The sequence below is a fragment of the Paenisporosarcina antarctica genome, assembly GCF_004367585.1.
GTDB lineage: Bacteria > Bacillota > Bacilli > Bacillales_A > Planococcaceae > Paenisporosarcina > Paenisporosarcina antarctica.
The window spans coordinates 748749-768100 of the sequence record NZ_CP038015.1 but is presented as its reverse complement, the minus strand read 5'-3'; the positions used below and the strand labels follow the sequence as shown (position 1 = coordinate 768100).

The window sequence follows — 19352 nt, the reverse complement described above, 5'->3', positions numbered from 1 at the left end:
CTTACTCCAATTCTATCTTAGCATTTACAAAGGATAAAAGCAGATACCCGCAACGGGAATCTGCTTTTATCCTATAGATTTCAATAAAGAATTATTGATTATTTTGTTTAACATTCGCAATATCAGTTTGACTATAGTCCCCTTCATCTTGGTTACCTGTTGTTTTAGCAAGAACATTCTTTATTTGATTATAGGTCATACCCGAGTGTTCATTTTTACTTTTGACATCAGCAATATTGGTTCCTGATTTTGTAAATGTACCTTGAATATTTTGATTGTTATTCATAAAAGTCCACCTCCATTTCATTTCCTGTTATTTTCTCTCAATACAGCATTTTTACTCATGAATTTACTATCTAATTTAAATAACACTGGATCACTTATTTACCTAGATCTTCACAATTTATGAATAGTATTTCTCCTAAATCTTAGAAACATTAATTACTAGTAAAAAACCCCATTTGAAGGGTTTATAACCAAAATTTGTGATAAATATTTATAGTATTTCAATACCTCTATTAACCAAATTTGTTTGTTTAAAATAATAAATAATCGAATAATTCCGTAAAATCTATTTACTTTAATGAGTAAATACCATTTAATAGAACTATATATATATCATCTACCAGATAGATATATACATTTTATTAACTTTGGGGGCAGAGAAATGAGAAAAATTAGTAAAAAGGCGTATCTATTAATTTCTATCTTTATGCTAATTACATTAGCAGCATGTGGCAATGATACAAAGACAACTAATGAGGACACAGGGGAAAAAGCTGATGGTCCTATATCAGCAAAAATTGGGGTTATTTCATATTTAACTGGTCCTGGTGCTGCATATGGTGAAGCAATTACGAATGGTTTTAACTTAGCTTTGGAAGAAATTAATGAAAAAGGCGATGTGAAAATTGAACTAGTTATTGAAGATTCGGCCGGTAAGCAAGAACAAGCTTTAACAGTTTCTCAAAAACTAATGAGTGATGATGATATTATCGCGATATTAGGGCCAACTTTAAGTACTGAAATGAATGTTGTAGCTCCTGAAGCTGACTTAAACGGCATTCCGATAATGGGAACTTCTACAACAGCTGCAGGAATTCCTCAACTTGGCGAGTATGTATTCAGAAATTCAATACCTGAATCTTTAGCAATACCAGCAGCTTTGGAAAAAGCTGTTAAAAAGTATGATGCGAAAAAAGTTGCCATCCTTTATGGCAATGACGATCTTTTTACGAAGTCTGGATTTGACACAATGAAAGCAGAAGCAGAAGCAATGGGCCTTGAAGTTTTAACAATTGAAACTTTCCAAAAAGGTCAATCTGACTATAATGCACTACTGACAAAAATTAAAGGGCTTAACCCAGATTTAATTTTAGCTTCGGCACTTTATAATGAAGGTGCGGTTATCATGGACCAAGCAAGAAAAATGGGAATAGAAGTACCTTTTATTGGTGGAAATGGTTTTAACTCACCGCAAGTTATTGATATTGCTGGTGCCGCTTCAAATGGCTTAATTGTTGCAACTCCATGGTTTGGCGATAAAGACGAACCAAAAGTTCAAGAATTCGTTAAAAAGTATGAGGCTGAATATGGTAAAAAACCAGACCAATTTGCTGCACAAGCTTATGATGCATTGTATATCATGGCAGAAGGCTTAAAAAATGCTGGAGAAGCAGATAGAGATGCTCTTCGTGATGCTCTTGCAGAAATAAAAGACTTAGATGGACTGCTTGGTAAATTCTCCTTTGATAAAGATGGAGATGTTGTTATGGAACCAACCGTTCTCATAATTGAAGACGGTAAGTTCCAATTATTTGAGTAAATTTTGTCGATTTTCAAGAAATTATATTAGTAGTTAAGTTCAAAGCTATGCTAAGTGGCAAAAGTATTTTACTTTTGCCACTTCATTAGAAAAAATCACTTTTCCCTCTTCTTTTTGAGGTGGGAGTCTTATACCCCGTTAATTGAAATAACTTAAAAGTCAAAGGAAGTGATGTCTTGTTTATAGAGCAACTAATAAATGGAATAACACTAGGGAGTATCTATGCCATCGTTGCCCTTGGTTTCACTCTTGTTTTTGGAGTACTTGGTATTATTAATATGGCACATGGTGAAATCTTTATGATAGGTGCGTTTATCGGTGTCTTAATGACAAGTGTATTTGGAATGCCACTTTGGGTAGCATTTATCGCAGCAATAGCTGTCACTGCCCTTTTAGGATACATGCTTGAACGAATTGCATTGCGTCCACTTCGAGGAAAGCAAGGCGTATCACATCTCGCTCCCTTAATCAGTACGATAGGCGTATCTATTGTACTTGAGAATCTCTCACATCATATATTCGGAGCTGGTAACCAACCATTCCGTAATGCATTTTCTGAGATTCAATTCCAAATCGGTTCAATTACTATTTACCTTGTGCAAATAATAATATTTGTTATCTCTGTTGCGTTAATGATAGTCCTGTCGTATTGGCTTTCAAAAACAAAAGCAGGTAAAGCTCTACGTGCTACCGCGGAAAATTTAGAAACGGCAAGCCTTTTAGGTGTTAACACAAAGCGAACAATAACGACTACTGTTATTATTGCCTCTGTATTAGGTGGAATAGCAGGGATCTTAGTAGGAATGGCGTTTAACTCAGTTAATCCTCAAATGGGATTATCGATGGGACTTAAGGGATTAGCCATTATCATTTTAGGTGGTATGGGTAATGTTAAAGGAGCGATGGCAGGAGGATTACTTCTTGGTGTAGCTGAGACTGGGATTGTAGCTTACGGAGATTCAGGATATCGTGACGCAGTAGCCTTTATTACAATCATCTTCATCCTGTTACTAAGACCTCAAGGGATTTTCGGTAAAAAGACAGCTGAGGCAGGAAGGTGATTTTATGTTAGGAGAACTATTAAATCCATATTATTTACAAGTCGCTTCCTTTATTATGATCAATATCATTCTAGCAATTAGCATTTATATTACTCTTTCCTCAGGTCAATTATCCTTAGGAAGTGCTGGATTTATGGGAATAGGAGCTTATACTTCTGCCCTATTAACAATTCACTTTGATTTACCAATTATAATTGGTATCTTTGCGGGTGCAATCGTTGCAGGTATTTTTGGAGTTTTAATTGGAATCCCTGCTCTTAGATTACAAGGAGTCTATTTAGCCATAGCTACACTAGGCTTTGGTGAAGTCGTTCGTGTAATCTTTGTTAACTGGGAATCTGTTACTCAAGGTGCAATTGGCTTATCTGGTATTCCCCATATGGGTAGAGCGCTATTAAAGAGTTTTGCAGCCATTGGTTTTGATCCCGAAATAATTGGCTTAAGAAACAATCAATTTATATATTTACTTGTCCTTCTCATCTTGTTAGGGATTAATATTTTACTCGTATGGTTCTTTATTAGACAAAACAAATCTCGTGTTGGACGAGCTTACGCAGCTATTAAAATGGATGAAAAAGCCGCTGAATCCATGGGTATTAATATTACATACTACAAAGTTTTATCCTTTACTCAAGGGGCCGTTTTAGCCGGTTTTGCTGGTGCTTTATATGCCCATGTTTTGGCCTATATCAGTCCCGCAGATTTTGCTTATCATCGCGCAATAGAAATATTAATCTTTGCAGTGTTCGGTGGTAGTGATGTAATTTGGGGTGCTATATTTGGAGCGGCATTTATGACGGTTTTACCTGAGGCTTTGCGATTTATTAGTGAATATCGATATATGATTTATGGTGTAATCCTTATCTTAATGATGGCATTCCGTCCTCAAGGAATCATAGATGTGTCAATATTGAAATGGATTAAAAAAACAGTGAAGTTTAAAAGGGGGTCCGACCATGGTACTGGAACTAAATAACATCACTAAAAACTTTGGCGGAATCTCCGCTTTAACGGATGTTTCTTTCAAAATAAACGAAGGTGAAATTTTTGGTTTAATAGGTCCTAACGGAGCCGGGAAAACGACGATGTTTAATATTATTACGAACATGTTCCTCCCCACTTCTGGGGAAATTAGTTTCCTTGGAGAAAAAATATCAGGGACTAAACCACATAAAATTACCGATAAAGGTATTTGTCGAACATTCCAAAATATACGTCTTTTCTCTCAAATGACGGTACTAGAAAATGTTTTAGTTGGAGGTCACTGCCGGATTAAATCAGGTGTTATTAGGAGTGTTATTCGTACAAAGTCTCAACGAAAAGAAGAAGAATTCATACGTGAGACCGCTACAGATTTATTAGAATTAGTAGGTTTGTCTAGTTATACAGAAGTTGTAGCGGAAAACTTAGCATACGGACAACAAAGAAGACTTGAAATTGCCAGAGCTTTAGCCAGTAATCCAAAATTATTACTGTTAGATGAACCTGCTGCTGGGATGAATGAAACGGAAACTGAAGACCTGTTTGACCTAATTAAAAAAGTACAAAAAAGAGGGATAACGGTATTATTAATTGAACATGATATGCCCTTCGTAATGAAACTTTGTGACAGAATTACTGTATTAAACTTTGGAAAGAAACTTGCCGAAGGAACACCTCAAGAAATCCAGAACAACAAAGATGTTATTGAAGCATACCTCGGTTCAGAGGAGGACGAACAAAGTGCTTAAAATAACTGGAATTGAAACTTTTTATGGAAAAATTCAAGCACTAAAAGGCGTTAGTCTTGAAGTAGAGCAAGGTAAGGTTGTAACTATTCTTGGTGCAAATGGTGCAGGAAAAACAACCACGATGAAAACAATTTCTGGTTTATTAAAACCAAAACGTGGAACTATTGAATTTTTAGGTGAAAATATTACAGGTCTAAGACCCGATCAACTTCTTAGAAAAGGGATTGCGCTTGTCCCTGAAGGTCGAGCTATATTATCAAGCATGACCGTTTTGGAAAATCTTGAAATGGGTGCCTACCATCGAAACGATAAAGATATAAAAAAAGATATTGAAGAAGTAATGGCACGATTTCCAATTTTAAAAGAACGAAAAGAACAGCTTGGTGGTACCCTATCAGGTGGCCAACAACAGATGCTCGCTATTGCACGAGCATTACTTTCAAAGCCTAAACTAATATTGCTAGATGAGCCTTCCATGGGATTGGCACCACTAATCGTGGCTGATATTTTCAAAATGATACGAGAAATAAAAGAAAACGGCACGACAGTTCTTCTTGTTGAACAAAATGCAAAACAAGCGCTAAAAGTAGCTGACTATGGGTACGTTATGGAAACTGGAAAAATAATAATTAATGGAAAAGCTACAGACTTGTTAGAAGATACAAGGATTGTTGAAGCTTACCTGGGTAAAAAATCAAGTTAATATAGATAATTTAATTTAAGAAACCCCAATGAGAATCGGGGTTTCTTTTTTTTATTTAATACCTTATAAATGGGTAAAAAGATGGAGAGAGTATTTTCCCCATCTTTTTACCACTAATTATGAATTTCACATTACACAGTACTGTTATTAATTTTGAGTATATCCTTTTTGATGTACTACTTCATCTTCTATTTCTTTTTGGAATCCTTCAATGCTTTCTTTACGGCGCGCATTTTTCTGTTTGATTTCTTGAAGTTCTTTACCATCAGCAAAGTGCATTGTTTCTTCTGCTGCCTCCATATTATCAACTGTGTTGTTTTTCATTTCCTTAAGTTTTTTTGCATTATCAGATCGATCATCTGGTTTCGGGGTATTCCAAGACATAATAATTCCTCCTTCAATTTTATAAATCATACAAGAGGTATTCTTCCCGATTCAATAAAACCTATCCGTTAAATTTTATGACTAATAGCTTGTAACTTTTTTAACAAAGGACATTCAAATATAACTTATATAATTTATTTTCTTCGAATTAGCTCTTAATACGTATCCAAATTATTTTACAAACTAAATTTGAGAACTCTTTCTTTCCAAAGGATTATCAATACTTTCTGAGTAATCTTTCTTGGATTTAACTGAAACAAATTCTCCTTCCGGATAACGATAGACGGTAAGTGCCCCTCCAAAGACAACACCCTGATCGATGTTGATAGTATTATTAACCAATAAAGGACGTGGTTTTGGATCATGCCCCCAAACAATCAACGAACTTTTATTATGTGAGATAAACCAATCCTTTCGCACAGGCTTTCCTTTTTCATCAAGTCCATCTGTATCCCCAAAGCGACAAAAGTCACTAATTGCTTGCGATTGCTTTCCGATAAAATCGTCTTTAATACCGGCATGCGTGCAAATTAATGACTGTATACCGTTCTTCATAAATACATAGTGAGAAGGTGCAGAAAGAAAGAATTCCTTCAACTTGTATTTTATTTCTTGTGCTTTTACAGTTCCAGATTCTTTTTCAAATACTTTAAATTCTTCTTCCACTCTTTCATCACCATGCTTTAATGTTACAGTTCTTCCATCCAACCATCTCGCAATTTTCCAACCGTGATTGCTATCAATCATATAAGCAAGATCCATTTGAACATGTTCGTAGAAGAATATCATCGTTTTAAGAGACTGAGGTCCTCTGCTCATGACATCTCCAATGGAAACAAATTTTCTGCCATCTGGATGAAGATAAAGACCTGTTTCATTTTTTTATACCCCAATTTTTCGAGCAAAAGAATTAGTTCCTCATAGCAACCATGAATATCTCCGATAATATCTATTCCTTGCTGTATATCTTTAATAATAGGGTTTGTAAGTCTGATAAACTCAAGATTTTTTGTTTCCTTAACTAAATGAATGGAGTCGTATTCTTCTTTTATTATTAATCTCTTTTCTCTTTTGAAAATTTGGTACTGCTCTTTGATTCTTCTCTCTCCTCGAGGATTCTGTCGTTGCCTATCTCTTATTAACAGTTCTTCTTCAGGTATTTCCAGAACAATTGATACAATTAGAATATTGTTCTTTCTAGCTAGAGAAATATATCGTTTGCGACCATCACAGTGAAGGTGAGTTGCATCCACAAAAGTTAATTTATTTAAACGACATCTTGCTTCAATCGCAGAATCCATCACGTCGAAAGCTTCTTTAGAAATGCTATTGTATTCGTCCCTTAGGTTATCTTCTTCATCTTTTGGTCTGTCACACAAATTAATAAATTCAATGTCACTTACTAAAACTCTAAATACATCTGAACTTATAATTTCAGATGACAGTATATTTTTCTTTTTAATCATATTTTTTAACAGAGTCGACTTCCCACTATTAGATGGACCTATCACCAAGACTATACCTGCATGCGGCAAAATAATTTGCAATGAAATCTCTCCACTCTTCACGAAATTTAATTTTTAATTAAAGATATGAAATTCGGCTTTATCCATTTAATACAATAATTATTGTATTAATTGATGTTCCTTATTTATTGCTCTTAGTATTCGCTAATAGGCTTTGTAATAATCATTCAATGGCTGAGATTAGAAAAATGGGAGCTTTCTCAAATGAGAAAGCTCCCTTTTCCCTAACATTTAGTTGAGAAAGAGAACGAAGCATTAAATCATTCTCTTACCTTTTTCATAAAAGCTTAACATATCTTCTTTCGGCACTAGTGCTCCACCCGTCGCCCACACGATATGTGTTGCTTGGTTCATATTCAAATTATTTTGTTGTGCATATTTAGATGCTACTATTTTTCCTGGACCTATAAGACCAGACGTTGCAGACGGTTCTATATATACTCCTTCACTGTCTGCAAGTAAAGCCAGCAATTTAAATAAATCATTATCTTCCAATGTATAAATTCCACTTACCAAATGTCCACTAATGGATGACGCGAAACTTGAAGGCCTTCCTACTGCTAATCCATCTCCTTCGGTTTTATTATCTATCCCGAAATCCTGAACACTAACTTTTTCTTTTTCACCTGTTAATAATCCAATTAACACAGAGGGTGAATGGGTTGGCTCTACAAAGAAACAATGAACATTATCCCCAAAAATTTGCTTTAATCCGAATGCAATTCCTCCCGGAGAACCACCTACGCCACAAGGTAAATAAACAAATAAAGGTTGTTCTTCGCTTACTATAATATTTCCCTCTTCAAGCTGGTTTTGCAAGCGAATCGCAGCAACACTATAGCCTAAAAACAAGTGTTTAGAATTTTCATCATCGACAAAATATCCATTTGGATTCTCTGAAGTTTGTTGTCTGCCTGCCAAAATCGCTTCACTAAAATCTCCTTTAAACTCATGTACCGTAGCACCTTTTTCACGCAGTAATTCTTTCTTCCACTGCTTTGCATCCGCCGACATGTAAACCGAAACATGAAAACCTAGTTTTGCACCAATAATACCAATGCTTAATCCTAAATTTCCTGTTGAACCAACACCTATCGAAAACTGACTAAAAAACTCTTTAAATTTATCACTAGAGAACAGTGTATAATCGTCTTCTTTGCTAATTAATCCTTCTTCAATTGCTAATTTTTCTGCATAATGAAGTACCTCGTAGACACCGCCTCTTGCTTTTATTGATCCGGCTATTGGCAGTTCGTTGTCACATTTCAAATAAAGTTCACCATTTAGCTTGGCGTCATACTTACTGTTCAACTCAATTTTCATGTTAGGTATTTTTCTTAATGGTGATTCAATAATGCCCTCTGTCACTTTAGTTTCAGGAAATACTTGTGATAAAAAGGGAGCAAAGCGTTGCCATAATCGAGCTGCGTCTTCCATATCTTGTTTATTAACTGGAAGTGAGGATATCTCACTCATTTTTTTTAGATGAGGATTCAACCAAACAACTGTTTCTAACTTAGTGATTTTACTTAGAAGTGGATATTTTTGAATCCAAAGTTCTAATTTCTTTTGTTCAAAGACAACCATGTTATACATCCTTTCTGTCTGTGTTAAAGTCTATATTCTTTATGATGCACTTAAATGAAGTTATTACTTCTACTTATAATAAATGATGACACCGAGACGCAAGATTACATAAACTTTAGATTAATGAACTTATTGGTTTAAGTTAATAATACAGATTATTCGGTAATTATCACAATTTATTAATCACGAGATAATTGGTAAAAAAGCCCAACAACCATTTGGCTGTTGGACTTCTATACGTTTTATACTAATTTAAACCATAATACAATGACCTCTTAACTGGCTTCAGGAAATATTCTTTGAACTGTTTCATTAAATTCTTCAAATAGTCCTGCAACAGGTTTACCTTCATCAATTTTATTGCCATAGTCAGTCATTCGTTCTACAAAATCAGGATTTACTGAAACATATACATTATTAACGTTTGCGTTCGTAGCTTCTACTTGTTCTTTAATCTTTTCCTGAATTTGGTCCATGTCTTCTGTTTCATTTTCTAAGACGGCTCCTACATATGCGTTATTATTTGTAATAATGACCGTCGCACTATCTACTTCATCTAACTCAACGACTTTATCCGCAGCTTCATCCGCCAATTCTAATAGTGATTCCTCACCACCCATATTACTTTCAGTTTCAACGTTCTCGTTCGTTGTATCATTTCCCGTATTATCGTTGACAGTATCATTTGTTGCCTCTCTTGTACCACAGCCCATTAATGTAATACTTATGAGAAAGATTGTTGCTACCATCCATAATTTTTTCATCTAATTCCTCCTTAATTTATTTCCTTAGATTGGGACCTTTTAAATCTTTTTATGTATGGTACATTTTATAATTCATTTGAAACGATTAAAAATGACATAAAGTAATGAATTATTTAAATTAGGATATTCTAAAGAATAAACCAAAAAGGAGGTTTTTTAGTTGAAGCAGGTTTTTCTTTTTACACTCTATGTAATTACATTGTGCTTTCTTTTTTTCACGGTCGTTTCAGCAAAAGAACCACCAACAAATGAGCAACGTATGGAAGAACGAATGGCTTATTATTTGAAATTCGAGAACTTAATGGTCCCTTGGTACTATTTAGCCGCGGTAGATCAGTTTGAACGTAATATTCAACAAGTACGAAATGATATTCCTAAAAAGGATGGCCTTATTTCTATTCAATTTTCTCAAGATTACTGGTCGGGTTCGCTCAATCCTAATAAGGAAGATACATCACCCGAATCCATAGCTTATTTTGGGGGTCAAGGACTAGACGGTAATGCAGACGGGATGGCGGATCCGAATCATGATGTAGATGTGCTTTATACGTTAGCTATTTACTTAGGTAATTACGGACAATCTGAAGAAGGTTTTAAAATGGCCTTATGGAATTATTATAAGAGCGAAAAAACCGTTAATCAAATCATGACGATAGCTAATTTATATAAACACTTCAACACGCTGGATTTAGGTGAACATGTTTTCCCGATACCGTTAAATCATAATTATAGTTATAACGGAACATGGGGAGCCAATAGGGGCTGGGGAGGTCGACGAATACATGAAGGAACAGATTTGTATGCTGATTATAGCGTTCCAATAAAATCGACTTCTTACGGAATAATTGAAGTAATGGGATGGAATGAATTTGGAGGCTGGCGAGTAGGCATTCGGGATATTCAAAATACCTACCACTATTACGCTCATTTAGCTTATTTTAACAAGGAAATAAAAGAAGGAGATATTGTAGAATTAGGAACTATTATTGGTTATGTAGGCAGTACTGGATACGGCAAAAAAGGAACTTCTGGCCGATTCCCTCCTCATCTCCATTATGGCATGTACAAATATAATGGACGGACAGAATGGGCATTCGATCCATACCCTCACTTGAAAATTTGGGAGCAACAAGCGAAGAAAATGAAGCGTTAAAACGTTAGTGTAATATATTGAAACAAAAGTGAAATTAAATTGGTGTAGACATTTTATTATAATTGACACCCTTCAAAAAAATCGGTAATCCACAAATCCTTGTAGATTACCGATTTTTATATTAAGTTCATTCTTATCTTTAAAAAAGTTATTTCGTCACGTCACAATTTCTATCTTTCCAATGATAAGAATTAATTATTAATTAATCCCGATTCTTGTAAGAATTCCTTAGCGACCAATTCAACCATCATGCCATCATTATCTACTTTGGCGTTCATGGTTTGCATAGTGGTTTCATCAATTTTATCTGATAATAAAAGAAGTACTTCTTCTAATTCAGGATACTCATTCAGCGTTTCTGTTCGAACAAGTGGAAGCGCATGGTATGGAGGGAAATATCCTTTATCGTCTTCTAAAACGCGTAGATTATACATTTGCAATTGTCCATCTGTAGTGTAGGAATTAATAATGTTAACTTCTTTCGCATTAATGGAACGGTACATCATACCGTGATCCATCCCTTTCACGTCTTTAAACTTAAGATCATATTCTTTCTCGAAACCAGGTAAACCATCCGGACGATCAATAAATTCGAACACTGCACCTAGGACATAGTCTTCGGATATTTCTGCAAAGTCACTGAACGTTTTTAAGTTTAGTCTTTCTGCCTCGTCTTCATCTAAAGCTAATGTATACGTATTGTTAAATCCGAACGAATCAAATGCGGTAATACCATCTGCAGTTACCAGCTCTTTCGTTTTATCTAATGTCTCATCAGCATCTCCAGCAGTCTCCTGGTAATAATTAATTACAATTGTTCCTGTGTAATCAGGGATTACATCGATATGACCGTTTAACATAGCGTTCCAAACAACATTTGAACCACCCAGATTTTCTTTATATATAACATCTATCCCCATTTTATCTTCTATTAATTGTCCCATGACGTTAGATAAAATAATACTCTCCGTATTATTTCTTGAACCAACTATCATCGAATCTTCACTTTTAAATATACATCCAGAAAGTATTGTCATAATTACTAATAGACTCACAAGTTTCAGGAATTTAACTTTAGTCATCCCTATTTACCTCCCTCATTTTACCCCTTCTGATGTAGACCATCGTTCGAGGGAGCTAAAGATGATTTCCAGAATGATAGCTAATAAGGCCGCAGGAATGGCACCTAGTAGTATTAAACCGTCAATCCCTCGTGTAATGCCTAAGAATATGAAATCTCCCAATCCACCTGCACCAATGAATGCGGCAAGCGTTGCAGTTCCAACGTTGATTACAGCTGCTGTTCGGATACCTGCCATAATCATTGGAATTGAAAGAGGAAGTTCGACTTTCATTAATATTTGTAAGCTAGTCATACCCATCCCTTTTGCTGCTTCAACTGTGGCTTTATTGACTTCTTTAATTCCCGTATATGTGTTTCGAATAATTGGAAGTAAAGAATATAAAAACAAAGCAGCAATCGCTGTTTTTATACCAATCCCAAAGATAGGAATCATAAAACCCAGAAGTGCAAGACTTGGAATTGTTTGCATAATACCCGCTCCACCTAATACCACTGTTACTAGTGATGGAACACGCGTAATTATTATACCTAACGCAATTCCAAGAACAACCGCGATTAGCATTGAGAAAAATACTAACTGGATATGTACAGATGTTGCTTGTAAAACATCTTGCCAACGCATTTGAGCTTGTTGTATGAATTGTTCCCATATATTTAAATTATTCATTCATTTCCTCCAATTCTGTCCATTGACTAGACAAAGCAGCTAGTAATGTTCCACGTGTTACTAATCCCATTACTTTTTTTTCTTCATTTATAACTGGGATAATACCAAGCCGGACATTAGAAATCATAACAATCGCGTCTTTCGCTGTAGCCGAATCATAGAGAACACTTTCAGGAGGCTCCATGATTTCTTCAATGAACTGAATATTCTCTAAATTTTTTATCAATTCATATGCAGATAAAATTCCAATGATTGCATTATTATCATCTACTATTATTAAACTGGTTATTTTTTTTTGACGCATCATTATAAGAGCTTTCTCTGGTGAACGATGAGCATACGAAGTAACTACTTTGTCAGTCATGACACTAACCACTGACATTAGTTCGGGGTTCTGAATAATTCGATGCTTACCGATGAAATCCTCTACAAAGCCATGACTTGGCTCATGTAATAATTTCTCTGGTGTGTCTAATTGAAGTAATTTGCCATCTTTCATAATTGCAATTCTATCACCTAATTTTAATGCCTCATCCATGTCATGAGTTACAAATACAATGGTTTTCTTTAATTTTTGTTGTAAAGAAATTAACTCTCCTTGTAACTGTTCACGAGTAATTGGATCAAGTGCTCCAAACGGTTCATCCATTAATATTACTGAAGGATTTGATGCAAGGGCTCTTGCAACACCAACCCGTTGCTGTTGTCCACCAGATAGTTCTTTAGGAAAACGGCTACTGTATATTTCCGGTTCAAGACCAACCAATGTCAATAGTTCACTTACCCGCGCTTTAATTTTTTCCTTGTCCCACCCTTTAAGTTCAGGAACGATGGCAATGTTCTTTTCAATCGTATAATGTGGGAAGAGACCAATTTGTTGAATAACATAGCCTATATTTCGACGTAATTCTGCAGCATTTAACTTTGTAATATCTTTTCCATCTATCCATATTGTTCCACTAGTATGAGGAATCATTTGGTTTATCATTTTCATCGTCGTCGATTTTCCAGAACCACTAGGACCAATGAGAACAAGAAACTCTCCTTCTGGAATTTCAAAACTAACTGAATCAACCGCTTTAAATCCCTCATTATAAACTTTACTTACATTATCAAATCTGAGCATATGTACCTCCCCTTTAAAATAGTAGTGTATTGTATATTTCGCCTATTTTTTACGCTTACATTTTAAACATAAAAAGGGACTTCTCATCAAATCCATTATGGTGGTAGTTTTACACACACCCATTGGATAAGTAAGACGTCTCTATGCTATGAAGCATATAGTTAATGTAACTAGCTTGATTTCATCAAAAAAATAACTACAGATAACTTATGACTTTTTAATAATTTGAATCAGCAATAAATATTGTAAATTCAAGAATTATTGTTAATTTTTTTAAAAAAAATCATATTATCCAATTCATTCCACTGATTAACCATACCATTGATTATATAATGAGACAACCGCTCTCCCCGAGTCTAGATCAACGAAATCTTCTCCAACCGGCGTTATTATAAAGATTATTTTGAACATTATGCCTTAATGTTCATTCCTATATTTTTTTGTCTCTGACTTCAACAAGGTTTACATTAACCAATATCTCTTTTTCCATTCTTGAACGGTATGTGTTTGAGCGAATCAACTCTGTTAACTCAATTTTTCAAAACTTAGAAAACTATGAAACTTTAATTGCCATCATTTCGTATGTATAGTCAATTCATAAGAAATGGGGACTTGATGAGATGGGTAAATATTCGATTGAGGAATTTGTTAGACAAACTAAACAAAATGACAACGACAATGATTATTTTGAATTAGAAACTGAACGAATCTTGGAAGTAAACTTATCGGGGCTCGTCTGGGCCAAAACGGGATCGATGATTTCGTACACTGGACAGATTAAATTTGAACGGGAAAAAGTACTGGAACATGGCGTTAGTCAAATGTTTAAAAAAGCGTTAACCGGGGAAGGTGCTTCTCTTATGAAGGCACAAGGAAACGGAAGACTGTATTTAGCTGATCAAGGTAAAAAAATCACGATTTTCGAGTTAAACAATGAGTCAATTACAGTGAATGGGAATGACCTACTCGCTTTTGAACCCGGTATCAAATGGGATATTAAACTCATGAAAAAAGTGGCGGGAATGATGTCCGGAGGATTATTTAATGTGAATTTAACAGGTAAAGGAAGAGTAGCAATTACCTGCCATTATGAGCCTTTGACCCTAATTGTCCGTCCTGGGGAATCAGTTATCACTGACCCTAACGCAACTGTCGCTTGGTCCGGTCATATTACCCCAGAATTCAAAACAGATGTGAGCTTTAGAACTTTATTAGGTCGTGGAAGTGGGGAATCAATTCAAATGGAATTCAAAGGGGAAGGATTTGTCATCGTTCAGCCGTTTGAAGAAGTATATTCATCTGGAAATGGTTCTTCTTAAGTCTGTAGGTTCGTTTAGTAATGCTTCCATTGGAGTAAAAAATGTTATTTCCATTACAAAATAAAAAACACCCTCAGTATATTATGACCATACTTGAGGGTGCTCATTTTTTTATGCAATAGTGGGTAAATTACTAGAGTTTTTTACATGCTAAAACAAATTTTTCGAAAATCTTCAAGGAAGGTTCATCATTAGTAATGGCCATATTTTCAGGATGCCACTGAACACCTAGTACAAACGAATGCTCCTCACTTTCAATCGCCTCAATGACCCCATCACTCGCATAACCGCTCACGCGAAAAGGTGATGGAACGTTTCGATTGGCTTGGTGATGGCGACTGTTGACCTTAAAGCGATTGGAACCTGTTACTAATTGTAACAGCGTCCCCCTAGCCACATCGACAAAATGTGAACCATGTGATTTGGGTGCAATCTGCTTATGTTGAAGAATATCATGCTTTATTTGAGACCCGATATCTTGATACATATCGCCACCTACAGCAATATTAAGTATCTGGCACCCCCGACAGACACCTAATATAGGTTTGTCGAGTGATAAAAATCTCCGAATGAGCATTAATTCAAAAGCATCACGAGTTGGAACAATGACTCCTAAATACGGTTGTGGCTCTTCACCAAAAAGAGTTGGATCAATATCATAACCACCTGTAAGAAAAAGACCATCGATTGATGCGGCAATTTCCTCAACATCACGGATATCCTCTAAATTAGGCAGCATCAAAGGTATGCCTCCCGCCTGCAATATAACATTCGCAGAATCAATAGATATCATATAATGGTCTCCATCAAGTTCCATATAAGAGGTAACTCCAATAATTGGTTTCGCTTCCCCCACCCTATTTCAAACAAATTTAGTCCCGGAATAAGAGTTCAATTCATGCAAACATCAGGTGATAAAATGGTAAATTCATCAACTGCTTTATTGGGACCATATTTCTTCATATGCAGACTCTAGTGAAATAATGATTACATTACAGAAATGTTAATAAATTTGAAAGAAACTAAGTCATTAACTCAGTAATTCATGTACTGCTATTTTAGGAGAAACTGCTGGATGATCGATGTTATGATTGCTACACCAATCTGCACCATTATTAATTACTACGTCTACTATTGATTTAACCGGAAACTTTATATCTGTTTAAATTTCAGCACAGCGTCCACTATCAGCCCCTGCAATTGTTAATGCTTTCGCACTTGTTATTTATTCTATTATTCCATTAGCAAATATCAACCCAAGTAGCGATGATATAAAGTTCTAGCTTCAGCAATGTCTTTTGTTCCGTGGATTAATACCCGTCCATCTTTAAAAATAACTAGGCGATGATCACCAATTGAAAAAGAAAGTAAGTATGGATTTTGTGAAATCTTCCCTCCTTGTTCTGAAAGAACCTTAGCCAAACTTTCTAAATTTCTATCCATTGTTTCAGGAGGTCTTATTTGAACGGTATCTCTTCCACATAATACGGCGGTTTTTGTTTGGTTTGAAAAAGCTAAATACGGATATGTAGGATTTGAACCGCAAGATAAACAACTTTCTTTCTTAATCTTGTCTACGTTAATATCTGCATATTGATTTTTCCACAGATCAAATGAAACAAGTTTTTTTCTTAATGCATAATAATCTCCAATCAAAAGTTTTAAGGCTTCTGTAGTTTGATAAGAAACGACCATTTGAACAGCAGGACTAATAATTCCGACGGTATCACAAGTCACCCCACCCATTGGCACAGTTTCTAGCAAACAATTTAAACAAGGAGTTTCTCCTGGAAGTACAGTAAAGGTAATTCCATAACTTCCAACACACGCACCATATATCCAGGGAATCTGAAACTTCTGGGAAATATCATTTATAATCATCCGGATATCAAAATTATCAGTTGCATCCATGATTAGATCCACGTCTTTAACAAGCTGTACCATTTCCTCTACAGACACATCCATCACATGACACTCAATCTCTACCTCCGAATTTATAAGCATTAAGTGTTCTTTCGCTGCGATAGCTTTTGGAATTCGCTGATCCGCATCCCTTTCGGTATAAAGCTGTTGACGTTGGAGATTACTCCATTCCACGTAGTCCCTATCCACAATAGTCAACTTCCCTATCCCTGCACGAACAAGCACTTCGGCGCTCCCCGTCCCAAGTGCTCCTGCACCAATTACTAATACATGTTTTTTTCTTAATTTTGATTGACCTTGTGACCCTATTGGAGCGAATAGTTCTTGTCGTGAATAACGTTCATTCAACTAAAGCTCATCCCTTCCGAAGGGCTACTAGCTGTTGCATATCGCTTTTTCGGAATACGACCTGCTTCAAATCCTAATCGTCCCGCTTCAATCGCTAGCTTCATAGCCAATGCCATTTTCACTGGATCATTTGCTCCTGAAACAGCAGTATTAAGTAATACACCGTCAGCACCTAACTCCATCGCGACGGCTGCGTCAGAAGGCGTCCCAATTCCAGCATCAATTATTATAGGCACTTTTGCCTGTTCGATAATAAAGCTAAGGTTTAATGGATTAATGATCCCTTGACCAGAACCAATGGGTGATGCACCTGGCATAATGGCGTGACAGCCTAATTCTTCTAATCGTTTAGCTAATAGAACGTCGTCTGATGTATAGGGTAAAACGGTAAATCCCTCTTTTAACAGTTCTTCTGAAGCCTTTAATGTTTCTATAGGATCAGGCAATAACGTTTTTTGGCATCCAATTACTTCAACTTTAATCATGTCACAAAGACCAGAAGCTTTAGCTAATTTAGCAATTCGAACCGCTTCTATTGCTGTCTTTGCACCTGCCGTATTTGGCAGTAAAATATACTTTTTTAGGTCTAATTTTTCTAAAAAATTAGGTAGACTTGGTTCAAATATATTCATCCTACGAACAGAGAACGTTAATATCTCTGCTCCTGAAACAGCTACTGCTTCTTTTTGAATATCAAAATCAGGATATTTTCCAGTCCCCAATAATAACCTTGACGTGAATTCATATGATCCAATCTTTAACATCGTCATCCGCCTCCTACAAAATGAACTAACTCAACTTTATCCCCATCACTAAGTTCGGTTTCTTGGTGTGATGTTTTTTCCAATATCATTTCATTCCATTCAACGATAACTACCTTTTGTTGTAATTCGAAGTGCTGCAAAAGGTTAGCTACTGTTTCCACCGTATTTGGGACTTCTATTTTGTTCCCGTTAATCACTAATTCCATTTGCTTCACTCCTTTTTTATGTTAATTGCCTGACCAAACGATCTACCCGAAAAGGTTCCAAATTTAGTGATGTTGGTTTACCTTCAACCAAGTCGGCGATAACCTCACCAGTTATAGGAGAAAGTAATATTCCATTTCTAAAATGCCCTGTTGCAATAAATAAACCTTTGTATATAGGGTGTTCTCCTAAGTACGGAAGCCCATCAGCGGTTTGCGGTCGAATGCCAGCCCACGCCCGCTCCCATTCTGCTTCAACAATGGACGGCATCAGTTTTTTTGCTTGTTCCATCAGTATGGATATTCCCTCTACCGTAACTTTTTTGCAAAATGTTCTTGGCTTTACAGTTGCACCGACAATGATTCTTCCCCACTTCTTAGGGACAAGGTAGCAACCATGCGAAAATACTGTAGTCGTTAGTATTTGACTATGTGAAACAACAGAAAAACATTCCCCCTTCACAGGATAGGTATCTAGCTGTAAGCCTGTTTTTGAAAGTAACTTCTTACTCCAAGCACCACCTGCCACAATGACATTTTCACTATAAAAATTTCCTTCATTCGTTACAACACCCGAGACTTTCCCTTTTGACAGCTGAAAGTAATATACTTCTACGAATTCCTTTATTACTACACCACGTGCTACTGCAGACTTTAAAAACCCTAAAGTTAACTGAGTCGCTTCTACTTGCCCATCTTTTTCAAGATGCATTGCTCCTGTAATCGCATCAGACAATACTGGCTCTTTTCTTCTTACCTCTTCCCCTGTCATCCAATCGGCTTGCTCTCCACTTTGTCGTTGGATAGCAATGACTCGCTTATATTCGTGCTGTTGCTGTTCATTTAAGGCAACCTTTAACATGCCTTTATTTATAAGTTCAATATCTATTCCACTCGTCTCCTTTATTTCGCCAGCTAGTTGGGTAAACATCGCTCTACTTTTTCTAGCTAATTGAAAAAGTGATCCTTCTCCATCCATTTCAGCTTGAGCACCCAGCATCCCAGCAGCAGCTCCAGAGGCTTTACTAGCAAGTCGTTCTTTTTCCAGCAAAAGGACCTTACCCCCTCGTTTTGCAAGGTTATAAGCAATGGCTCCCCCGATCACTCCGCCTCCTACTACGATTGCATCATATACATAGCTCATCAAAAATTCCCTTCTTCCATAAAAATTTTTAATAGAATTCA

Annotated in this window: 21 protein-coding genes; 7 read left to right on the top strand and 14 right to left on the bottom strand. The window is 36.0% G+C overall.

The genetic code is table 11. From position 1 onward, the window contains the following. Positions 1 to 91 precede the first annotated feature (91 nt). Positions 92 to 286 carry a hypothetical protein gene (locus tag E2636_RS03765; RefSeq protein ID WP_134209055.1) on the bottom strand — a complete coding sequence of 65 codons (195 nt, stop codon included), beginning with the start codon at positions 284 to 286 and terminating at the stop codon, positions 92 to 94. Between the two features lie 381 nt (positions 287 to 667). Here E2636_RS03765 and E2636_RS03760 point away from each other — a divergent pair, with 381 nt between their 5' ends. From E2636_RS03760 to E2636_RS03740, 5 genes are all read left to right on the top strand, one after another. Then, complete coding sequence (locus tag E2636_RS03760; RefSeq protein ID WP_134209054.1) at positions 668 to 1825, top strand: ABC transporter substrate-binding protein; 1158 nt, start codon at positions 668 to 670, stop codon at positions 1823 to 1825. A 176-nt stretch (positions 1826 to 2001) separates the two neighbouring features. Next, entirely contained in the window at positions 2002 to 2886 is an 885-nt protein-coding gene (locus E2636_RS03755; protein WP_134209053.1) for a branched-chain amino acid ABC transporter permease, read from the top strand. Between the two features lie 4 nt (positions 2887 to 2890). After that, complete coding sequence (locus tag E2636_RS03750) at positions 2891 to 3862, top strand: branched-chain amino acid ABC transporter permease (RefSeq protein ID WP_134209052.1); 972 nt, start codon at positions 2891 to 2893, stop codon at positions 3860 to 3862. Next, positions 3843 to 4616: an ABC transporter ATP-binding protein gene (locus E2636_RS03745; protein WP_134209051.1), complete on the top strand. Its 774-nt coding sequence runs from the start codon at positions 3843 to 3845 to the stop codon at positions 4614 to 4616. Before E2636_RS03750 ends, E2636_RS03745 begins: the two co-directional genes overlap by 20 nt. After that, a complete protein-coding gene (locus E2636_RS03740) occupies positions 4609 to 5319 on the top strand; it encodes an ABC transporter ATP-binding protein (RefSeq protein ID WP_134209050.1) in 711 nt (236 codons plus the stop codon). The genes E2636_RS03745 and E2636_RS03740 overlap by 8 nt, the downstream gene beginning before the upstream one ends. A gap of 147 nt (positions 5320 to 5466) precedes the next feature. On the opposite strand, the gene tlp is transcribed toward E2636_RS03740, so the two are convergent. The 5 genes from tlp to E2636_RS03720 all read right to left on the bottom strand — a co-directional run bounded on the left by tlp (position 5467) and on the right by E2636_RS03720 (position 9580). Continuing rightward, on the bottom strand, positions 5467 to 5703 hold the full coding sequence (gene tlp / locus E2636_RS03735; RefSeq protein WP_134209049.1) for a small acid-soluble spore protein Tlp: 237 nt from the start codon (positions 5701 to 5703) through the stop codon (positions 5467 to 5469). 183 nt (positions 5704 to 5886) lie between these two features. Beyond that, positions 5887 to 6522, bottom strand: a complete 636-nt coding sequence (locus E2636_RS19280; protein WP_243840724.1) for a metallophosphoesterase family protein — start codon at positions 6520 to 6522, stop codon at positions 5887 to 5889. Continuing rightward, the gene (locus tag E2636_RS19275; protein ID WP_243840723.1) at positions 6519 to 7250 is read right to left on the bottom strand and encodes an ATP-binding protein; all 732 of its coding nucleotides are present in this window, start codon (positions 7248 to 7250) and stop codon (positions 6519 to 6521) included. The genes E2636_RS19280 and E2636_RS19275 overlap by 4 nt, the downstream gene beginning before the upstream one ends. 234 nt (positions 7251 to 7484) lie before the next feature. After that, a complete protein-coding gene (locus tag E2636_RS03725; protein ID WP_134209048.1) occupies positions 7485 to 8816 on the bottom strand; it encodes a D-serine ammonia-lyase in 1332 nt (443 codons plus the stop codon). A 275-nt stretch (positions 8817 to 9091) separates the two neighbouring features. Continuing rightward, positions 9092 to 9580 (bottom strand): YhcN/YlaJ family sporulation lipoprotein, encoded by a 489-nt coding sequence (locus tag E2636_RS03720; protein ID WP_134209047.1) that lies wholly within the window; start codon positions 9578 to 9580, stop codon positions 9092 to 9094. Positions 9581 to 9740: 160 nt separating this feature from the next. Between E2636_RS03720 and E2636_RS03715 the strand changes: the two genes are divergently transcribed. Beyond that, the gene (locus E2636_RS03715; RefSeq protein ID WP_134209046.1) at positions 9741 to 10733 is read left to right on the top strand and encodes a M23 family metallopeptidase; all 993 of its coding nucleotides are present in this window, start codon (positions 9741 to 9743) and stop codon (positions 10731 to 10733) included. A 191-nt stretch (positions 10734 to 10924) separates the two neighbouring features. Here E2636_RS03715 and E2636_RS03710 read toward each other — a convergent pair whose 3' ends face one another. From E2636_RS03710 to E2636_RS03700, 3 genes are read right to left on the bottom strand one after another with little or no spacing between them, the layout of a single operon-like run. After that, positions 10925 to 11815, bottom strand: a complete 891-nt coding sequence (locus E2636_RS03710) for a glycine betaine ABC transporter substrate-binding protein (RefSeq protein WP_134209045.1) — start codon at positions 11813 to 11815, stop codon at positions 10925 to 10927. A 15-nt stretch (positions 11816 to 11830) separates the two neighbouring features. After that, positions 11831 to 12484 carry an ABC transporter permease gene (locus tag E2636_RS03705; RefSeq protein WP_134209044.1) on the bottom strand — a complete coding sequence of 218 codons (654 nt, stop codon included), beginning with the start codon at positions 12482 to 12484 and terminating at the stop codon, positions 11831 to 11833. Beyond that, on the bottom strand, positions 12477 to 13610 hold the full coding sequence (locus E2636_RS03700) for a betaine/proline/choline family ABC transporter ATP-binding protein (protein WP_134209043.1): 1134 nt from the start codon (positions 13608 to 13610) through the stop codon (positions 12477 to 12479). Before E2636_RS03700 ends, E2636_RS03705 begins: the two co-directional genes overlap by 8 nt. 620 nt (positions 13611 to 14230) lie before the next feature. Between E2636_RS03700 and E2636_RS03695 the strand changes: the two genes are divergently transcribed. Beyond that, on the top strand, positions 14231 to 14929 hold the full coding sequence (locus E2636_RS03695) for an AIM24 family protein (RefSeq protein WP_134209042.1): 699 nt from the start codon (positions 14231 to 14233) through the stop codon (positions 14927 to 14929). 133 nt (positions 14930 to 15062) lie between these two features. Here the strand turns inward: E2636_RS03695 and E2636_RS03690 are convergent, their stop codons facing one another. From E2636_RS03690 to thiO, 5 genes are all read right to left on the bottom strand, one after another. After that, on the bottom strand, positions 15063 to 15785 hold the full coding sequence (locus tag E2636_RS03690) for a gamma-glutamyl-gamma-aminobutyrate hydrolase family protein (RefSeq protein ID WP_279587111.1): 723 nt from the start codon (positions 15783 to 15785) through the stop codon (positions 15063 to 15065). A 395-nt stretch (positions 15786 to 16180) separates the two neighbouring features. Further along, positions 16181 to 17200, bottom strand: coding sequence for a thiazole biosynthesis adenylyltransferase ThiF (locus E2636_RS03685; RefSeq protein ID WP_134209040.1), 1020 nt, complete (start codon positions 17198 to 17200; stop codon positions 16181 to 16183). Continuing rightward, complete coding sequence (locus E2636_RS03680) at positions 17197 to 17964, bottom strand: thiazole synthase (RefSeq protein WP_134209039.1); 768 nt, start codon at positions 17962 to 17964, stop codon at positions 17197 to 17199. The genes E2636_RS03685 and E2636_RS03680 overlap by 4 nt, the downstream gene beginning before the upstream one ends. 2 nt (positions 17965 to 17966) lie before the next feature. After that, a complete protein-coding gene (thiS, locus tag E2636_RS03675) occupies positions 17967 to 18170 on the bottom strand; it encodes a sulfur carrier protein ThiS (RefSeq protein ID WP_134209038.1) in 204 nt (67 codons plus the stop codon). 16 nt (positions 18171 to 18186) lie between these two features. Further along, a complete protein-coding gene (gene thiO, locus E2636_RS03670) occupies positions 18187 to 19311 on the bottom strand; it encodes a glycine oxidase ThiO (RefSeq protein ID WP_134209037.1) in 1125 nt (374 codons plus the stop codon). Positions 19312 to 19352 lie beyond the last annotated feature (41 nt).